Origin of the sequence: Streptomyces niphimycinicus, from assembly GCF_018883605.1 — a bacterium.
Taxonomy (GTDB): Bacteria; Actinomycetota; Actinomycetes; order Streptomycetales; family Streptomycetaceae; genus Streptomyces; species Streptomyces niphimycinicus.
Genome location: NZ_JAHLEM010000064.1, coordinates 1 through 15955 on the forward strand (window position 1 = coordinate 1; position 15955 = coordinate 15955).

Below are 15955 nucleotides of genomic sequence, written 5' to 3' on the forward strand. Positions count from 1 at the left end.
GGCCGCAATTGCCGCCCTTATGGCATCGCGCATGTCAGTGACGGTCCCGCGCAATACGGGGCATCGGGGCCTTAGTGGCGCCAATCCCCGGCCCACCCAACGCCCCCGGGCACCGGCGCCGTAAATGTGCGGTCCAGGGTGCCGCACCGGAGGCCCCGCCCCCGACACCCACCACCGGCGCGGGTTGCCCGGTGGTGGGGTGCCCTGGTGAGCGGCGCCCCGCACCCGGGCAGCCCTGACAGGGCAGTACCGGCGCCCCGCACCCGGGCAGTCCTGACAAGGCAGTACCGGCGACGCCCGTCAGGTCGACAGCGCCGCACCACCCGCCGAACCCGCCGAACCCGCCGAACCCACAGCCCCCTCCGAACCCGCCGAACCCGCCGGATCCGGCGGCCCCGTGATCACCGCCGTCACCCGGCTGCCCGGGCCCAGTTCGCCCCGCTCCGCCAGCCCGTACACACCCCACAGCATCTTCGCCACATACCGCCGCTCCACCCGCACCCCATGCCGCTCCTCGAATCGAGCCGCGAACGCCTCCAACTCCGCCGGAACGCGCCCGTACCCGCCGCCGTGGCAGCCGTGCTCGATCCGCCAGTTGCCGAACGTCCGTCCCCACCCGCGCCGGTGCAGCTCGGCCACCTCGCCCTCCAGATAGCCGTCCGCCCCCTTCAGGACGGCGAACCCCACCGCCCGCGCACCGGCCGGGAGCGCGGCGGCGATACCGGCGAGGGTGCCGCCCGTGCCGACGGCGCAGCACACCACATCGCGAAAGCCGAGGTCGGGCAGCTCCGCGACGAGGTCCGCGGCCCCGCCCGCCGCCAGGACGTTCGTACCGCCCTCGGGGAGGACGTAGGTGCGCCCCCACCGCTCCTCCAGCCCCCGCAGGGTGCCGGGGTCGTCCTCGCTCAGGCCGCGCAGTGTCTCGCGATAGGCGGAGCGGGTGACGAAGGCCAGCTCCATGCCGTGGTCCTCGGCCCGCGCCAGCGACCAGTTGCGCGGCGCGCCGGCCAGCTCGTCGCCCCGGATGACCCCGACCGTCGACAGCCCGTACGCGGCCCCCGCGGCCGCCACGGCACGGATGTGGTTGGAGTACGCACCGCCGAAGGTGAGCAGCCGGGTGTGGCCCTGCTCGACGGCGGCGCGCAGATTCGGGGTGAGCTTGCGCCACTTGTTGCCCGGCACCAGCGGATGGATGAGATCGTCCCGCTTCAGCCGCAGCGCCACGCCCGGCTCGGCGAGCCATGGGTCGGCCACATCCCGCACGGGGGACGGCAGCCGGGGCCGTATCGGGCTGGTGGTGTCTGGTGGGCGTCTCACCTGTCCATTCTGACCGCCGGCCCTCGTTTACTGAGCCGTGCCGCCGGTGAGCCGGGCGGACGCGGGGCTCGACCCGGCCACGCAGCGTAAGCACTGGCAGGGCGGCCATGCGGAGGTGAGGAGGGGAGCCAGGGGGGCACTGCTGATGACCACCACCTCGGCGCTCCAGGTCCGGCCACTGTCATGGGACACCCGGAGGCTCATGAGTCGCTGTCCCTTTTCTGCCTTGTCCATCACGATCTGCCTCTTCTGTCGCTTTGGGTCGTGATGGTCTCGCCATTGCCCAGGACACCGCGACGACAGAAAAGGCGTTGTTCAGGTGTCCCTCAAAAGGCGTCATTTCGGGGTCATTCATGGGCGTTCAGGGCTAGCGTGGACGTCATGACGACCGAGGTGCACGCACCGAATGACGCGCTGCGGGCCGTGCGGATCGGCCTGCGGATGAGCCAGGACGACTTGGCAAAGGCGCTCCGCCGGGCAGGTGCCGAATCAGGCGAGCCGAACGAGGCCAGCAAGCGGCTGGTCCAACGCTGGGAATCCGGTATCAGCAGATCGCCGAGGCCGGTCTACATCCGCGCGCTGGAGAGGGTCACAGGGGTGCCGATCGAGTCGTTGGGATTCGCCCCGCAGGTGCCCATGGCGAGAGTCCATGGTGATGGAGCAGGAGGGCATGACATGACACCGAGCGCGGAGGGTGTGGCTCCCGCCTCCACCGACACCCGGGCGGGCCGGCAGACGGCGGCGGAGAACTACGGCGGCGTCTGGCTTTCCCGGTACGAGTACTACTCGTCAGGGCGCGAGGACGTCTTCGAGGGCAGGCACTACGTGGTGCTCGTGCAGCACGGCAATCGCCTGACCGGGCGGTCACTCAACGGAGCGTCCTTGAACCCGAACTCCCCGCTCTCCCTGGACCTCACCGTTGACCGGAGCGTGGTCACGGGCACCTGGACCGAGCAGACGGCCACCGGCGGCTACTACCAGGGGGCGTGCTACCACGGAGCGGTTCAGATGCTCGTGGAGCCGACCAGCCGCCGCATGGCTGGCAAGTGGGTCGGTTTCGGCAAGGACTTCGACGTCAACACCGGCCCATGGGAGCTGCGCCTCATGGACACCTCGGTCTCCAAGGCGACCCTGGAGCGGTACAGCGTCCCGCCGGAGTGACCGGCCCGCGCACGAAGCTGATGGCCGGCGGTGCGGTGGCGGTCTCCTCTCGTGCCTTCCGCGAGTCGCGCCCGTCGTTCAGGCATTGCATGAGGAGTAGTGGTCCAGGTCCTCGGGGTCCGGCCGAAATCGGTTCTCCCAGTCACCGGGGTAGGCATGGACCAGCGCCGGCAGTTGGGCTTGGACGTCGGCAGCCCATTCCTCGGTGAGGTACGTGCGCAGGGCACGCACAAGGCTCTTGCAGTCGGCCGTGTGGCCCTTCGGCAGCCCGATGCCGTAACGGTTGATCTGGCCTGCGGTGACGCCCGGGGCAACCTTGAGTGGGACCTTGCTGTTCTTCTGCTGTTCCACAAAGCCGTAGAGCAGCGCCTCGTCGGTGAACACCGCGTCGATCGCGCCGCGCTGGAGCTTTCGTACACAGGTCGAGTAGTCGGCCACCTTTTGGCGGGTCGTACCGCGGGGCAGCTCCGCCTCGGCCGAGGTCGATCCGTCGACCGTGCAGATTTCCTTGCCCGCGACGTCCTTCTCGGTCTTGAGGCCCTGATAGTCCTCGCGGATCAGGAAGCCTTGTCCGGTGACCAGGTAGGGCCCGACGAAGTCGACGTTCCGCTCTCGGTCCGGGGCGATGGAGTAGGTCGCGATGATCAGTGCCGAGGACCCTTCCTTGAGCTCCTGCTCTCGGTTGGCGGATATGACGTCATGGAACTTGGGATGGAAACCGATCTCCCCACCGAGATAGTTGGCCAGGTCCACCTCGAGGCCGCGGTCGGTGTGGGCGGCGTGGAGGTTGAACCCTGGCTGGTCGGTCTTGCCGCCGATGAAGACCGTGTCGCGCAGGCCGGACTCCTCATCCTTGTCGTCCGAGACGCATGCCGTCACGGTGATCAGCAGTAAGGCGGCCACCGTCCGCACGAGTCGTCGGACGCCGGGCCGACCGGAGCCCGGGGCGTGCGTCGTGTGTATCAATGAGGGTTCCTATTCATTCAGGTGAGCCGAGGTGACCGAGAGATCCAGCGCGCAGTTCTGTTCCGCGATCAGCCGGACCGTGAGCCGGATGTCCTTCATGCCCTCTCCCAGGTCGAGCACGAACGTCTCGTCGGCCGCCCGAGTCTGCGGGAGGTCCTGCCCGGCGCCGGTCGGGAGGGTCACGGTGAGTTTGCTGCCCGGTGCGCACGTCGGATCGGAGAGGTTGTGCTGGGTCACGGCGAACCTGATCGTGAGTCGCGGGTGCGGATCGTCGGTGTGGGCTGAGGCGACAACGGTGTCCCCGTTCTCCACAGCGCGCTCCGGGGAGAGCGTGAAGCGGTGGGACATGTCCACGGGGCGGCTGTCCAGGTACACCCGTACGCCCCAGGCGGGCAGTCCGACGATCAATACCGCCAGAGGGATCACGACCAGGATGAGCGGTGGCCACAGGGGGCGCTCACCCTCCGCGTCCCGGCGCCTGATGAGCGGCAGCATGGCGGCGACGAAAGCCAGAAGTGCCCCGGCGGTCACACCGACCACCCCGGCGTCCCCGCCGAGCGCGAGCCAGATCGAGGCCGACGTGAGAAGGGTGACGAGATCGACGAGGATCAGCAGGGCGAGCAGCCGATCGTCAGTGAGGGCGTCGCGGAACCGGACCGCCCGGCCCGACAGCCACGCCGGAAGCCGCAGGCTGGTGCCAGAAGCGGCCGCATCTCCCGGCGGGTCCGGTGGGACAGGGTTCGCATCGTCGGTCACGCGAACAGATTACGGTCGGGACTTACCGGGCAACAGGATTTCGTCGTAACCGAGTTGGGCCCCCACGGGGCGGGCATACACTGCGCGGGAGGGCTGTCGGGTCACCAGGTGGCCTCCGGTCGGCCGCCCGGATCGACCGGCCGCGCCCCCGGTTCGTCCGCCCGTCCCCCTGAAGTGTGACGTCCCCGCCGCGCCCCATCTGGCCTGCCGCACCCCCGGCCACGCCGAGGCCGACCTCCAGCGCCGTGCCTTCGCCCTCCATCGGGACATCTACGCCACGGGGGGCTGCGGCTGGCCCTCGGTCCTCAAACGCCTCGCGAAGGTGCTCGCCGAACCGGCGGGCTGATCAACGAGCGTTACGAGAAGCGGGCGATCGCCGTCATCGTCGGCCGCAGGTTCCGTACCGCGGGCAGCCACCGCATCAGGGGCGCCACCGCCCCGTAGTAGAAGCCGCGCCCGCGCGGCGGCGGCACCTCGCGTACGTCCGTGATCGCCGGATGGGCCGTCCGCACCTTCGGCAGCTCGCCCGCGTCCATGCCCCATGGCATGGGCGGTGTGCGATAGCCCTGCGCGGTGCGCATCTCGCCGCGCGTCGTCCGGGCGCTGAACCAGCGCGGCACCGCGTCGAAGACCAGCGCCCCGCCCCGGAACCGCTCGGCGCACCCCGCTATCAGGTCCTTCACCTCGGTCGGGCGCAGATACATCAGCAGCCCCTGGGCGGTGATCAGCACCCCGCGCGCGGGATCGACCTCGTCCCGCCAGGACAGGTCGAGCGCCGAGCGGGCGAGGGTGCGCCGCCGCTCCTCGTCCGGCAGCAGCGCCCGCCGCACCTCGGCGGTCTCCGGCAGCTCCACGCACAGCCAGCGCGCCCGGCCGTTGTCCACCCGCCAGAACTGCGTCTCAAGACCCTCGGCGAGCGTGACGACCGTGCCGTCCGGATGCTCGTCGAGGAAGGCCCGTACGGCGCTGTCGAAGGTGCGAACCCGCAGCGCGTGGCCCTGCGCCAGCAGCGGGGTGGGCGCTCCGAAGGTCTCCTCGAAGGGGTAGTCGATGCGGTCGACCAACTCCACGGCCTTGGAATCGTCGAGCACGGTCCGCGCCCGGCGGGCCTCGGCGGCCCGCATATAGAGGTTCCACAGCAAGGTCTCGGGCACCCCGCTCAGCTCGACGCGCCGACCGCCCTGGCCGTGATCGTTCCCGTTGCCGTCCGGTCCGGCGCCCGGTCCGGTGCCCGCTCCGGCGTCCGCCATGGCGTCCTCACTCCTCGCACCCGCGTCCCTTGGCGTTTCCGCCAACGCCGCCACCGCCTCCACCGCCATTCAACCTCACCCGATCCCTCATCCGGAACGGCGAACGCCCCGGCCCCCGGACGAATCCGGGGCCGGGGCGTTCAGGAGGGACGGCGGTCGTTCAACCCGCCTCGGCCGGAACCGGGCCGATCGCCCGGCCCGCCCACTCGGGGGCCTTCTCCACCAGGTCCGTCAGCCGCTCCCGTATCTCCTCGGGGAACGGAGCCGAGCGGCTCTCGTTCTGGTCGATGTGGAGCGCGAGCAGCTCGGTGGTGGCCACGGGGGCGCCGACCGGTTCGCCCACATGCATCTCGTGGGTGAACCGCACCTTCTTCTCGTCCACGCCGATGACGCGCGTACGGATGGTGAGTTCGGCGCCCTCCTCGACCTCGTTCAGATACCGGATGTGCGACTCCACGGTGTAGAGGGAGCAGCCGGTCTTGGCGCGGTAGGCGGAGTCCAGACCGGTCTCCACCATCATCTCGTCCGTGCTGTGGCCGAAGACGAGGACGTAGAACGCCTCGCTCATATGGCCGTTGTAGTCGATCCACTCGGGACGTACGGTCTGCCGGTAGTCGGGGAGCGTGGTGCTCACTTCTCGTCTCCCATGGTGCTGGGGGTATGTGCGATGGCATCCGTCCCCTCGGCGCGCTGCCGCGGCAGTCGGCCAGTCGCCCGCAGGACGTCGATGACGCCCTGGTCCCGCTCCGCGACGAGCTGCGCGATGGTACGGCTGCCCGCCGCCTCGTCACAGCCGTCGACCATGGCCGCACGCAGCGTGTCGTCCAGCTCAGGCGCCTCGAGACGGGTCCACGGAGACTTCAACGAGGGTCCGAAGTGGTCGAGCATATGTCCCATGCCTCCCTCGCCGCCCGCCAGGGCGAACGTGAGGCAGGGACCCATGAACGCCCACCGCAGTCCGGGCCCCTCGGTGATCGAGTCGTCGATCTCCTTCACCGTGGCCTCACCGTTGGCGACCATGTGCAGCGCCTCCCGCCACAGCGCCTCCTGGAGCCGGTTGGCGATGAAGCCGGGCAGCTCGCGCTCCATGGTGATGACGGACTTGCCCGCCACCTTGTAGAAGCGCGAGGCCCACTCGACCGCCGCCGCGTCGGTCTTCTCCCCGCCGACGACCTCCACCAGCGGTATGAGATACGGCGGGTTGAAGGGGTGGCCGACGACGAGGCGGCCGGGGCCGGTGGCCTCGGTCTGCATATCGGTCATCGGATAGCCGGAGGTGGAGGACGCGATGACGACCCCGGGCGGGGCCGCCGCGTCCAACTGGGCCAGCAGCGACCGCTTGAGCTCCAGCTTCTCGGGGGCGCTCTCCTGGACGAACTGCGCGTCGGCCACCGCCTCCTCGACGGTCGCGGCGACGGTCAGCCGGTCGGGGGAGGCGCCGTCGGCGAGGCCGATCTGGGTCAGGGCGGGCCAGGCGGCGGCCACGAGACGGCGCAGCTTCTCCTCGGCGTCGGGGGCCGGGTCCCAGGCGGTGACGTCGTAGCCGCGCGCCAGGAAGTGGGCGACCCAGCCGCCGCCGATGACTCCGGCACCGACGCAGGCGACGCGGCGTACCTCTTCGGGGGCGCAGGGGGATGAGGGCATGGCGGTCCTAAGGGTGTGAGGGGAGGGAGAAGAGAGAGACGAGAGTGATGGAAGAGACGAGGAGCTGGTGGGGGGTGGGGGGATTACGCGCGGGGCTTGAGGCCGAGCCGCTGCCGGGCCTCGTCCGGGGTGGCGACGCTCGCGCCCAGCAGCTCGGTGATCTGGACCGCGCGCTCGACGAGCTGGCCGTTGGTGGCCTTGACGCCCCGGCTGAGATAGAGGTTGTCCTCCAGTCCGACCCGTACGTTGCCGCCGAGCAGGATGGACTGCGCCACCCACGGCATCTGCGTGCGGCCCAGCGCGAAGCTGGCCCACTGGGCGCCCTCGGGCAGCATGTTGACCATGGCCTGGAGCACGCCCGGCTCGGCCGGGGCGCCCCACGGGATGCCCATGCAGAGCTGGAAGACGGTCGGGTCGTCCAGCAGCCCCTCGGCCAGCAACTGCTTGGCGAACCAGAGCTGCCCGGTGTCGAAGATCTCCAGCTCGGGGCGGACGCCCAGCTCCTGGATGCGCTTGGCGCCGGTGCGCAGCATGTCGGGGGTGGAGACGTAGAGATTGCTGCCGTCGCCGAAGTTGAGCGAGCCGCAGTCCAGGGTGCAGATGTCGGGGAGCAGATCCTCGACGTGGGGGAGCCGGTCCAGGCCGCTGACCAGGTCGGTGCCGGGGAGGTGGGTGAGCGGGTTCTCCGGGTCGATGACCAGGTCGCCGCCCATGCCCGCGGTGAGGTTGATGACGACGTCGGTGCCGGTCTCCTTGACCCGCTCCACGACCTCGCGGTAGAGCCGCGGATCGCGGGCGGGGGCGCCGGTCTCGGGGTCGCGTACGTGGATATGGACCACGGCCGCCCCGGCCTCGGCGGCCTCGACGGCGGAGCGGGCTATCTGCTCGGGGGTGACGGGGACATGGGGGCTGCGGCCCACAGTGTCACCGGCGCCGGTCAGGGCACAGGTGATGATGACGCTGTCGTTCATGGGCATGGGCTTCTCTCCCTCTCTTACGGTGCGAACTCTCTTACGGTGCGAAACAGCCCGGAGCTACGGTCCGGGCCGGCCGGGCGTTCTACGGTCCGGGCCGGTCGGGGGCTTCCTTACGGTCCGGGCCGGTCGGGCGGCCCGGCCTCATCGGCGCCGGAGCGCCGAGCGGTCGGTTGTGCGGTCGATCGTGCGGACGGTCGTGTGGTCGTGCCTACGGTCGGTCGTACGGTCAATTCGGAGTCCACGTACGCGTTGCAGGCGAGGTCCATGGCCTCGGCGGTCGTGCCGCCCTCACCGGGCGTGGTGGCGAGCACCTGAATGGCGAGTCCGTCGATCAGCGCGGTCAGGCGCAGCGCGCTGAACTCCGGGTCGACGGCGCGGAAGACCCCCTGCTCGATCCCGCGCCGGATCACCTCGGCCACGGTCTGCCGCCACTGCTGGTAGAAGTCGGCGTGCAGCCGCCCGATGGCCGTGGACCGCGCGGCCTCGGCCCACAGATCCATCCACACCAGCCACTGCTGCCGCTGCCGCTCGGTGTACGGCGCCTGTAGCGCGATCAACTGCCGCAGTTCCTCGCGCGCGTCGTCGGCCGTGGCGGTGCGGGCGGCGCGGCGCGCGGTGTCCTCGTCCATGCACCAGCGCACGGCGGCTTCGAGCAGCTCGGCGCGGCCCGGGAAGTGGTAGTGGATGGTGGCGGTGCTGGTGTCGCAGGCGGCGGCTATATCGGCGACGCGGACGGCGTGGAAGCCGCGCTCGGCGATGAGCCGCACCGTCTCCCGCACGATCTGAAGCGGCCGCCCGCTGTCGGGAAGCGCGGCCGGGGCGGATGGCCGCGGTGTGTCGGCGGCCCCGCCGGTCGGCGCGGTGCCCAGCAGCCATCCGGCGTCCACGTTTCCGGCGTCGGCGATCCGCGCCAGCTCGGCCACGGTGAAGCGCCGGCTGCCGCTGAGCGAACGCGAGAGCTTGGACGGGTCCATCACGACCCGCCGGGCGAATTCGCGCTGGGTACAACCGGCTCTGCCGATCACCTCGCGCACGCGTTCCGCCACCTCGAACTGTTGCCGCATGGCCGACACGGTACGGACGCGTTGAGATAAGCGCAATGAATGTGGATGGCAAATGCCCGCTTCCTCCTTAAATCAGGCGGAATTTCACCCGGGTGTTGCGATGTGGACTGACTATTGAATCAGTTGAGATCGATGTGGTTCGAACGCTTCCGACTATGCTCACCGGGCGTGAGAGCAGGAGAGATCGGGTGACATCGGGCGGGGACGACATGCGGCTGATCGCCGGCCGTTACCAGTTGGGCGACCGGCTGGGACGCGGCGGCATGGGCACGGTCTGGCGCGCGTACGACCAGATGCTGGCGCGCGAGGTCGCCGCCAAGGAGCTGCACGTCACAAGCGACCACCACGAGCACCACCGACGGCTGCGCCGGGCCCAGCGGGAAGCGCGTACCGTCGCCCGGCTGCGCCCCCCCCATGTGGTGGGCGTCCATGACCTGGTCGAACACGACGACCGGCTCTGGATCGTGATGGAGCTGATCGACGGCCCCTCCCTGGCCCGCCGGATCGCCGACAGCGGCCCCCTCCCGCCCCGCCACACCGCCGCCCTCGGGCTGCAACTGCTCGGTGCGCTGGAGGCCGTACACGCCGCCGGGGCGCTGCACCGCGACATCAAGCCCGCCAACATCCTGCTGCGCGGGGACGGCAGCGCCGTCCTCACCGACTTCGGCATCGCCGCCCTGGAGGACGACGAGTCGCTCACCACCACCGGCGAACTCATCGGCTCCATCGGCTATATGGCGCCCGAGCGGCTGACCGCCGAGGAGGTCGGCCCGCCGTCCGACCTGTGGTCGCTGGGCGCGACCCTGTCCGCGGTGGCCTCCGGCGTGCCGCCCTTCCAGCGCCCCACCGGGGCCGCCGCGCTGCACGCCGTCACCTTCGCGGACCCGGTCATCCCGGAACGGGTCGGCCCCCTGCGGCCCATCGTCCAGGCCCTGCTGAACAAGTCCCCGGCCCAGCGCCCCTCCGCCGCCACACTCCGCACCGCCCTGCAACGCGTCGCGGACGGCGCGGACGACCCGGGCCCGCTGCCCCCGGCCGCGCCCGCGGGGCCCGTAGGAATGCCGGGGCCCGTACCAGCGCCGGGGCCCGTACGCACCCCCGGCGACGACACGGACACCTCCGCGGACCTGGCGGACACGCCCACGATGACCGCGGCCCCGACGGTGACCGCGCACTCCACCACGGGCGCGCCCCACACCCTGACCGGGACCCCCACCCTCGACCGGGACCCGACACTGATCTCGGCCCCGGCCCGGACCCCCGACCTGGACCGGGACCCGACGCTCGTCGCCCCGGCCGGGCCGCCGTCCCCTCGGTCCCGTGGCCGGGCCCGCACATGGTGGTGGACGGCGGGCGCCACGCTCGCGGTGGCGGGCCTCGGCACCGCGCTCTTCTTCGCCTTCGGCCCTCCGTCCCACAGTGACAGCGACGACGACGCATCGTCCCAGCCCGCCACCGCCACCACGAAGGTGACCGTGGACGCGACACGCGGCTGGCAGTCCGCGACGCCCACCCCGGTCCGCAAGGGCGACAAGGTGAGCGTCCGCTACACCACCGGCACCTGGACGGTGGACGCCGCCAACCTGCCCTTGACCGGCCCGGTCGGCCACACCCGCGCCGACGACGAAGCCCTCCACTTCGCCTGGACGAACTGCAAGGTGGACTCCGACGTCCCCTTCGGCACCCTCCTGGGCCGCTACCCGGGAAACCCCCGGAACCCCCACGCCGTGGGCCGCGCCTGGCACTTCAAGGCAACCCGCGCGGGCACCCTCCAACTCCGCATCAACGACGGCGAGGGCTGCCTCCACGACAACAGGGGCGCCATCACCGTCATCGTGCAGATCACCCACTGACCGGTCGCGGCGCGCCCGAGCACACGGTTCCGCGAAAAACACGGGCAACGGGCAACCTTCGTCGACGCATCCTTCCGGGCGGTCCGGGCAGCAGAGCCCGGGTCACCAGCACGAAAAGGGAGCGTCACTTGGATACGGAGAAGAGGAAGAACCCGCTTTCACGGCGGCGTGTTCTGGCCCTGACGGGTGGGGCGGCTCTCCTCGCCGCGGGCTGCACGCAGGGCGAACGACGGGGCGCCGACAAGGCCAGTCACGCCCCCGAGGCAAAGACCTCCGCCGGCGGCCCGGACGGCGTGCTGGGAGCGAATTTCAACGAGGACCCCGACAGCGTGACCTTCGCCGAGCTGCGGGATCTCTCCGCGAGCTGGCTCCGGGGCTTCGTCCCCATGCCCGAGGTCACGGACGACGCCTCCCAGCAGCGCGCCATCGAGAAGCTCCTGGACGCCCACCACCAGGGCTACGGGACAGTGCTCTCGCTGAAGTTCCCGTACAACCACCGGCCGATACCCCGCCCGGGCAGCCCGGCCATGACCGCGGAACTCGCCCGGGTCGACCGGGTCCTGCGCACCGTCCTCGACACCTTCGACGTCCTGGCCATCGGCAACGAGCCCTTCATCGAGAGCCTCCCGCAGGACCGCGGCTCGGGCGCGCTGAACACGTTCTACGAGACGGTCGCGGAGCACATCATCGCGTACCGCAAGAAGCACTTCCCCGAGCACTGCCGCACCCACCTCTATCTGGGCGCGCTCAACTACCTCGACAAGCCGGACAAGCGGACGGCGGCCACCGACCGCTGGCTGTCCTTCGCGCGCCGGACCCCGGAGATCGAGGGCGTGGACATCCACCCGCACGTCGCCGCACCGGAGCGGGTACAGCCCTACCTCGACTACATCCTTCCCCGTCTCCGCGACGACCAGAAGTTCCTCGTCACCGAGTTCTCCCTGGTACAGCTCTGGAAGCAGCACCTGAGCGATACGATCCCCACCCGTTTCGCCCGCCGCTACCACCTTCCGTCGAACACTCCGGTGTGGAAACTGATCAAGGATGCGATCGAGCACCCCTTCCCGGAGCGGAAGTGGCGCGACTTCCTCGCCATGAGCCCCTGGTTCGAGCGCAACAAGCACTTCCTGCGGGACCAGGTGGGCCACTTCCGCGACACGGGGCGGCTCGCCGTGGCGACGTATGGAGTCACCCAAGGCGCCGCCATGACAGCGAACTTCGGCCCGGACAAACAGCCCTGGCTGCTGAACAGCCTCTACGCCAACCGCACCGTCGAGCGTCCGGACGACGGCCCACCGGCCCACACCTACGGATTCTTCGACGACTTCCGAGCCCTCCAGCGGCAGCAGGACCGCCGCGGGTCCCAGGCCGCTCCTAGGCGGTAGGCCGCTCCTGGGCGGTAGGCCGCTCCTGGGCGGCGGGGAGCGAACGCAGCCAGTCGACCAGCAGCCGGTTGACCTCCTCGGGGCGCTCCTGCTGGATCCAGTGGCCGGTGTCCTCGAGGATGTGCGAGCCGATGAGCCCGGGCAGCGTGGTCGGGTACGCCTTGATCGCGTCGCCCATCCAGGTGGTGGAGGCGTCCAGGCCGCCGCCGATGAAGAGCGACGGCTGGGTGATGGGCGCATCGTTGAACTCCGCCAGCTCCTCCCAGTCCCGGTCCATGTTGCGGTAGCGGTTCAGCGCCCCGCTCAGTCCGGTCCGCTCGAACTCACCGGCGTAGACATCGAGGTCCGCCTCGCTCAGCCAGGCGGGCAGCCGCCCGGCGGGGAACCGCTCGCGCATCGTCGCGCCGTGCGTGATGAAGTGCGGGTCGGGCAGATCGGGCCCGGGCATGGTGTCGCCGGACAGCGCGGCGTAGATCCCCGCGAGCCAGCCGCGTACCTCCGGTTCGATCTCCGTCTCGGCCCGGCCCGGCTCCTGGAAGTAGGAGACGTAGAACTCCTCCTCACCGCCCATCCCGGCGAAGATCTCGCTCGGCCTGGGGCCGCCGGACGGGGAGTACGGCACGCTCAGCAGGCCGACGGCGCGGAAGACATCCGGCCGCAGCAGGGCGGAGTTGGCCGCGATGGTCGAGCCCCAGTCGTGGCCGATCACCACGGCGGACTCCTCGCCGAGCGCCTCCACCACGGCGACGTTGTCCGCCACCAGCTCCCGCATCCGGTACGCGGCCACCTCCCCGGGCCTGGACGAGCGCCCGTATCCGCGCACATCGATGGCGGCCACCCGATATCCGGCCGCGGCGAGCGCCGGGAGCTGGTGGCGCCATGAGTACCAGGACTCCGGGAAGCCGTGGACGAGCAGCACCAGTGGGCCGGTGCCCTGCTCCACGAGGTGGATCCGCCCGGCGGGGGAGGACACCAGACGGTGGGTGAGGTCGGTCGTGGGTGGCTGCGTCATGGTTCTCTCCCGGGGCGTTCAGGCACGCCCTCTGCGTGGCGGCCGACGATCCGATCCTGCCCTGACCTGGGTGGCGCGGGCCATGGTCGTTGCCGGTTCGGCAAACCTGGCCCGGGGCTGTCGACCGCGTCAGGTGCGTCAAGTGCGTCAGGTGTGCCAGGCGTGCGGATTCAGGACGTCGCTCCCAGAATTGGTCTCAGGGGGTTCTTCTCCTGGGAGGTGAGGGGCGTGGCGACCTACATCACGCTGCTGAACTGGACCGAGCAGGGAGTCCGCGCCTACAAGGACACCACGAAGCGCACCGAGGACTTCTCCGCGGCACTGAGCAAGCTCGGGGCGAGGCTCGTGGACATCTACTGGACGGACGGGCCGTACGACCTGGTGTGCATGGTAGAGGCCCCCGACGACGAGACCGCCACCGCGGCGTCCTTGCAGCTCGGGGCGCTGGGCAATGTGCGCACCACGACCCTGCGGGCCTTCGGCCTCGAAGAGATGCGGGGCATCATCGCCAAGGTCGCGGGCTGAGGCGGTACGCGGGGGTGGTCGGCCGGGTGGTATACGGCCGGTGGCCCGGCCCGAAAGATCGGACCAGGCCACCGAACCAACAACAACGAGGTGGTGCTCCACGCGGTGGTGCTACTTCGTGGCGCGCCCGGACAGCTCCTTGCCGAAGGCGGCATCGGTCGCCGGGGAGCCGAGGTCGCCCGGCCCGATGAGGGCGGAGCCTTCGGCGGTGAGCCCGTCGGCGCCCGCGTACAGCAGCGCCACCGCGCCCGCGCCCTCGGTCCGGTTCGGGACTCCGACGGCCAGGTCGGGCTTGCCGTCGCCGTTGTAGTCGGCCGCCGAGACGGCGTCACCGAACTTGTCGTTGCCCGCCATCTCGCCGGGAACGCCCTCGGTGTCGAGGGAGAACGTCTGCGCCCCCGCGTCGGTCAGCCAGTTCTTGGTGCCCTTGAGCACGGTGATGGCGCCGGCGTCGTTGTAGCCGCCGGGGGCCTCGGCGGCGGTGTCGCTGACGACGAGGTCGTCATGGCCGTCGCCGTTGATGTCGGTGAGCTGGGAGGCGGTGCCGCTCTGCGCCTTGCCCGTCCAGTTCACCGGGTTCGCGGTGTCGAGGCCCTGGGCGGTGCCCGGGTACGTCCGCAGGCGCTGGTCCTGCGGACCGTCCTCGAAGCCGGTGTCCGTGACGACGTCGTCCTTGCCGTCGCCGTTGATGTCACCGACCACGGCCTGGTACGAGGCGAACGGCAGTGCCACGTCCTCGCCCAGCGACGTGCTCTTCAGCCCCCGGGACGAACCGGGCAGCACGCCGAGCGTGCCCTCGTCGGCGGGGTCGTCCTGGTAGGCGACGGTGACCAGGTCGGCGAAGCCGTCCCCGTTGATGTCGCCGGAGGACAGGTGCTCGATGCCCGCTCCGCCGCCGGGCGGGGTGACGCTGGACATCTTCGGGGTGGCCGTCTCGCGCAGGTTCGCCGCACCGCTGACGATCCGGACCTTGGTGCCGTCGGAGATGGCGATGTCGTCGCGGCCGTCGTGGTTGTAGTCGCCCACGGCCATCGTGTTGCCGAACATCGCGTAGGCGGTGGCCTGGGGCGCGTGGAAGGCGATGGCGTCGCTGGACAGGCCGTCCTTCGAGCCGAAGACGACCGTCACGGAACCGGCCCGCTTGACGCTGCCGATGGCCTCGTAGTTCGCGGCGACGATCAGATCGGTGTACCCGTCCCCGTCCACATCGCCGCGCACCACGGCCGAGCCGAAGTGATCCCCGGCCTCCGGAGTGCCCGGCACCCCCGCGCTGGCCTGCGACAACGTGCTGTGCCGACCGGCGTCCACACCGGCCTTGGCCCCGTAGGTCACGCCCACATAGCCCGCCTTGGACTTCCCGGAGACGGTGCCGTCGGGCGCGCCCACGCCGAGGTCGGCATATCCGTCGCCGTCGAAGTCGCCCGTGGTCTTTCCTGCCGCGGCAGCCCTGGGGGAGGGCTGGTTCTGGTCGGCCCCGTCGCCGTTCGTCACGACGGCGCCGGCCCCGGCGGCCACAGCGGCGGTGACGACGGCGCCAACCGCCACACCCACCACACCTCGGGTTCTATTGCGCACAAATCCTCCATCAGTAACGCATTGGTCGCCCTTGGGCCCCGACGGCCATCTGTCTCCCCCGGCGGCCGGAACGGAAGGGTCACCAAAGTAGAGTTGTCTGGAAGCTGAATGGTTGCCCAACCGAAGAAGAACGAGACCGGGCCGTGATCTCCGCCCGGCGGACCCAACTCCCTTGTGACGCAAGGCACTTAGAGTCCGCGCGGAAAGGGGTGCGGTCATGGTCGGCGGTTCGGGCGTTCGTCCCGGCGCCGACTGGCCCGGATGGGCGCCTTCTCGCCTTTGTGCGCGATGCGGCCGTGCAGGCCGTTCCCGACAGGCCCGGCGAACCAGGGTGGTCGGCCTGAGCACTCGGCAACGCGCGGGCCGGCAATGGCTGAGGAATTCTTCCCACGGAGCCTCTGCGCACGGATGGCGAGAGCTTGGGCACTCAGATGCTGTTGGCGATGCGCTCGTGGTCCCGTTCGCCCTCG

The 15955-nt window shown here is 70.7% G+C and carries 14 protein-coding genes; 4 read left to right on the forward strand and 10 right to left on the reverse strand.

What is annotated here, in order from left to right; translation table 11 throughout:
- Positions 1 to 300: 300 nt before the first annotated feature.
- Positions 301 to 1317 (reverse strand): 1-aminocyclopropane-1-carboxylate deaminase/D-cysteine desulfhydrase, encoded by a 1017-nt coding sequence (locus KN815_RS07885; protein ID WP_253208826.1) that lies wholly within the window; start codon positions 1315 to 1317, stop codon positions 301 to 303.
- A gap of 381 nt (positions 1318 to 1698) precedes the next feature.
- Here KN815_RS07885 and KN815_RS07890 point away from each other — a divergent pair, with 381 nt between their 5' ends.
- Positions 1699 to 2478 carry a helix-turn-helix transcriptional regulator gene (locus KN815_RS07890; RefSeq protein ID WP_216341023.1) on the forward strand — a complete coding sequence of 260 codons (780 nt, stop codon included), beginning with the start codon at positions 1699 to 1701 and terminating at the stop codon, positions 2476 to 2478.
- Between the two features lie 78 nt (positions 2479 to 2556).
- Here KN815_RS07890 and KN815_RS07895 read toward each other — a convergent pair whose 3' ends face one another.
- From KN815_RS07895 to KN815_RS07925, 7 genes are all read right to left on the reverse strand, one after another.
- Positions 2557 to 3381, reverse strand: a complete 825-nt coding sequence (locus KN815_RS07895) for a transporter substrate-binding domain-containing protein (protein ID WP_216341024.1) — start codon at positions 3379 to 3381, stop codon at positions 2557 to 2559.
- Positions 3382 to 3453: 72 nt separating this feature from the next.
- Positions 3454 to 4200, reverse strand: a complete 747-nt coding sequence (locus KN815_RS07900; protein ID WP_216341025.1) for a hypothetical protein — start codon at positions 4198 to 4200, stop codon at positions 3454 to 3456.
- 356 nt (positions 4201 to 4556) lie between these two features.
- Positions 4557 to 5450 (reverse strand): class I SAM-dependent methyltransferase, encoded by an 894-nt coding sequence (locus tag KN815_RS07905; protein WP_216341026.1) that lies wholly within the window; start codon positions 5448 to 5450, stop codon positions 4557 to 4559.
- A 160-nt stretch (positions 5451 to 5610) separates the two neighbouring features.
- Entirely contained in the window at positions 5611 to 6084 is a 474-nt protein-coding gene (locus tag KN815_RS07910) for a thioesterase family protein (protein WP_216341027.1), read from the reverse strand.
- Entirely contained in the window at positions 6081 to 7094 is a 1014-nt protein-coding gene (locus KN815_RS07915; protein WP_216341028.1) for a 3-hydroxyacyl-CoA dehydrogenase NAD-binding domain-containing protein, read from the reverse strand. Before KN815_RS07915 ends, KN815_RS07910 begins: the two co-directional genes overlap by 4 nt.
- Before the next feature lie 83 nt (positions 7095 to 7177).
- A complete protein-coding gene (locus KN815_RS07920; RefSeq protein ID WP_216341029.1) occupies positions 7178 to 8071 on the reverse strand; it encodes a beta-keto acid cleavage family enzyme in 894 nt (297 codons plus the stop codon).
- 110 nt (positions 8072 to 8181) lie between these two features.
- Positions 8182 to 9135, reverse strand: a complete 954-nt coding sequence (locus KN815_RS07925) for a TetR/AcrR family transcriptional regulator (RefSeq protein WP_216341030.1) — start codon at positions 9133 to 9135, stop codon at positions 8182 to 8184.
- Between the two features lie 188 nt (positions 9136 to 9323).
- Here KN815_RS07925 and KN815_RS07930 point away from each other — a divergent pair, with 188 nt between their 5' ends.
- Together KN815_RS07930 and KN815_RS07935 are read left to right on the forward strand one after the other, a co-directional pair.
- On the forward strand, positions 9324 to 10988 hold the full coding sequence (locus KN815_RS07930; RefSeq protein WP_216341031.1) for a serine/threonine-protein kinase: 1665 nt from the start codon (positions 9324 to 9326) through the stop codon (positions 10986 to 10988).
- A 128-nt stretch (positions 10989 to 11116) separates the two neighbouring features.
- A complete protein-coding gene (locus tag KN815_RS07935; RefSeq protein ID WP_216341032.1) occupies positions 11117 to 12373 on the forward strand; it encodes a hypothetical protein in 1257 nt (418 codons plus the stop codon).
- On the opposite strand, the gene KN815_RS07940 is transcribed toward KN815_RS07935, so the two are convergent.
- A complete protein-coding gene (locus tag KN815_RS07940) occupies positions 12363 to 13385 on the reverse strand; it encodes an alpha/beta fold hydrolase (protein ID WP_216341033.1) in 1023 nt (340 codons plus the stop codon). The two genes, KN815_RS07935 and KN815_RS07940, sit on opposite strands and share 11 nt — an antisense overlap.
- A 228-nt stretch (positions 13386 to 13613) precedes the next feature.
- Here KN815_RS07940 and KN815_RS07945 point away from each other — a divergent pair, with 228 nt between their 5' ends.
- Entirely contained in the window at positions 13614 to 13910 is a 297-nt protein-coding gene (locus KN815_RS07945; protein WP_216341034.1) for a GYD domain-containing protein, read from the forward strand.
- A gap of 111 nt (positions 13911 to 14021) precedes the next feature.
- On the opposite strand, the gene KN815_RS07950 is transcribed toward KN815_RS07945, so the two are convergent.
- Positions 14022 to 15455: an FG-GAP and VCBS repeat-containing protein gene (locus KN815_RS07950; protein ID WP_253208827.1), complete on the reverse strand. Its 1434-nt coding sequence runs from the start codon at positions 15453 to 15455 to the stop codon at positions 14022 to 14024.
- Positions 15456 to 15955: the final 500 nt, after the last annotated feature.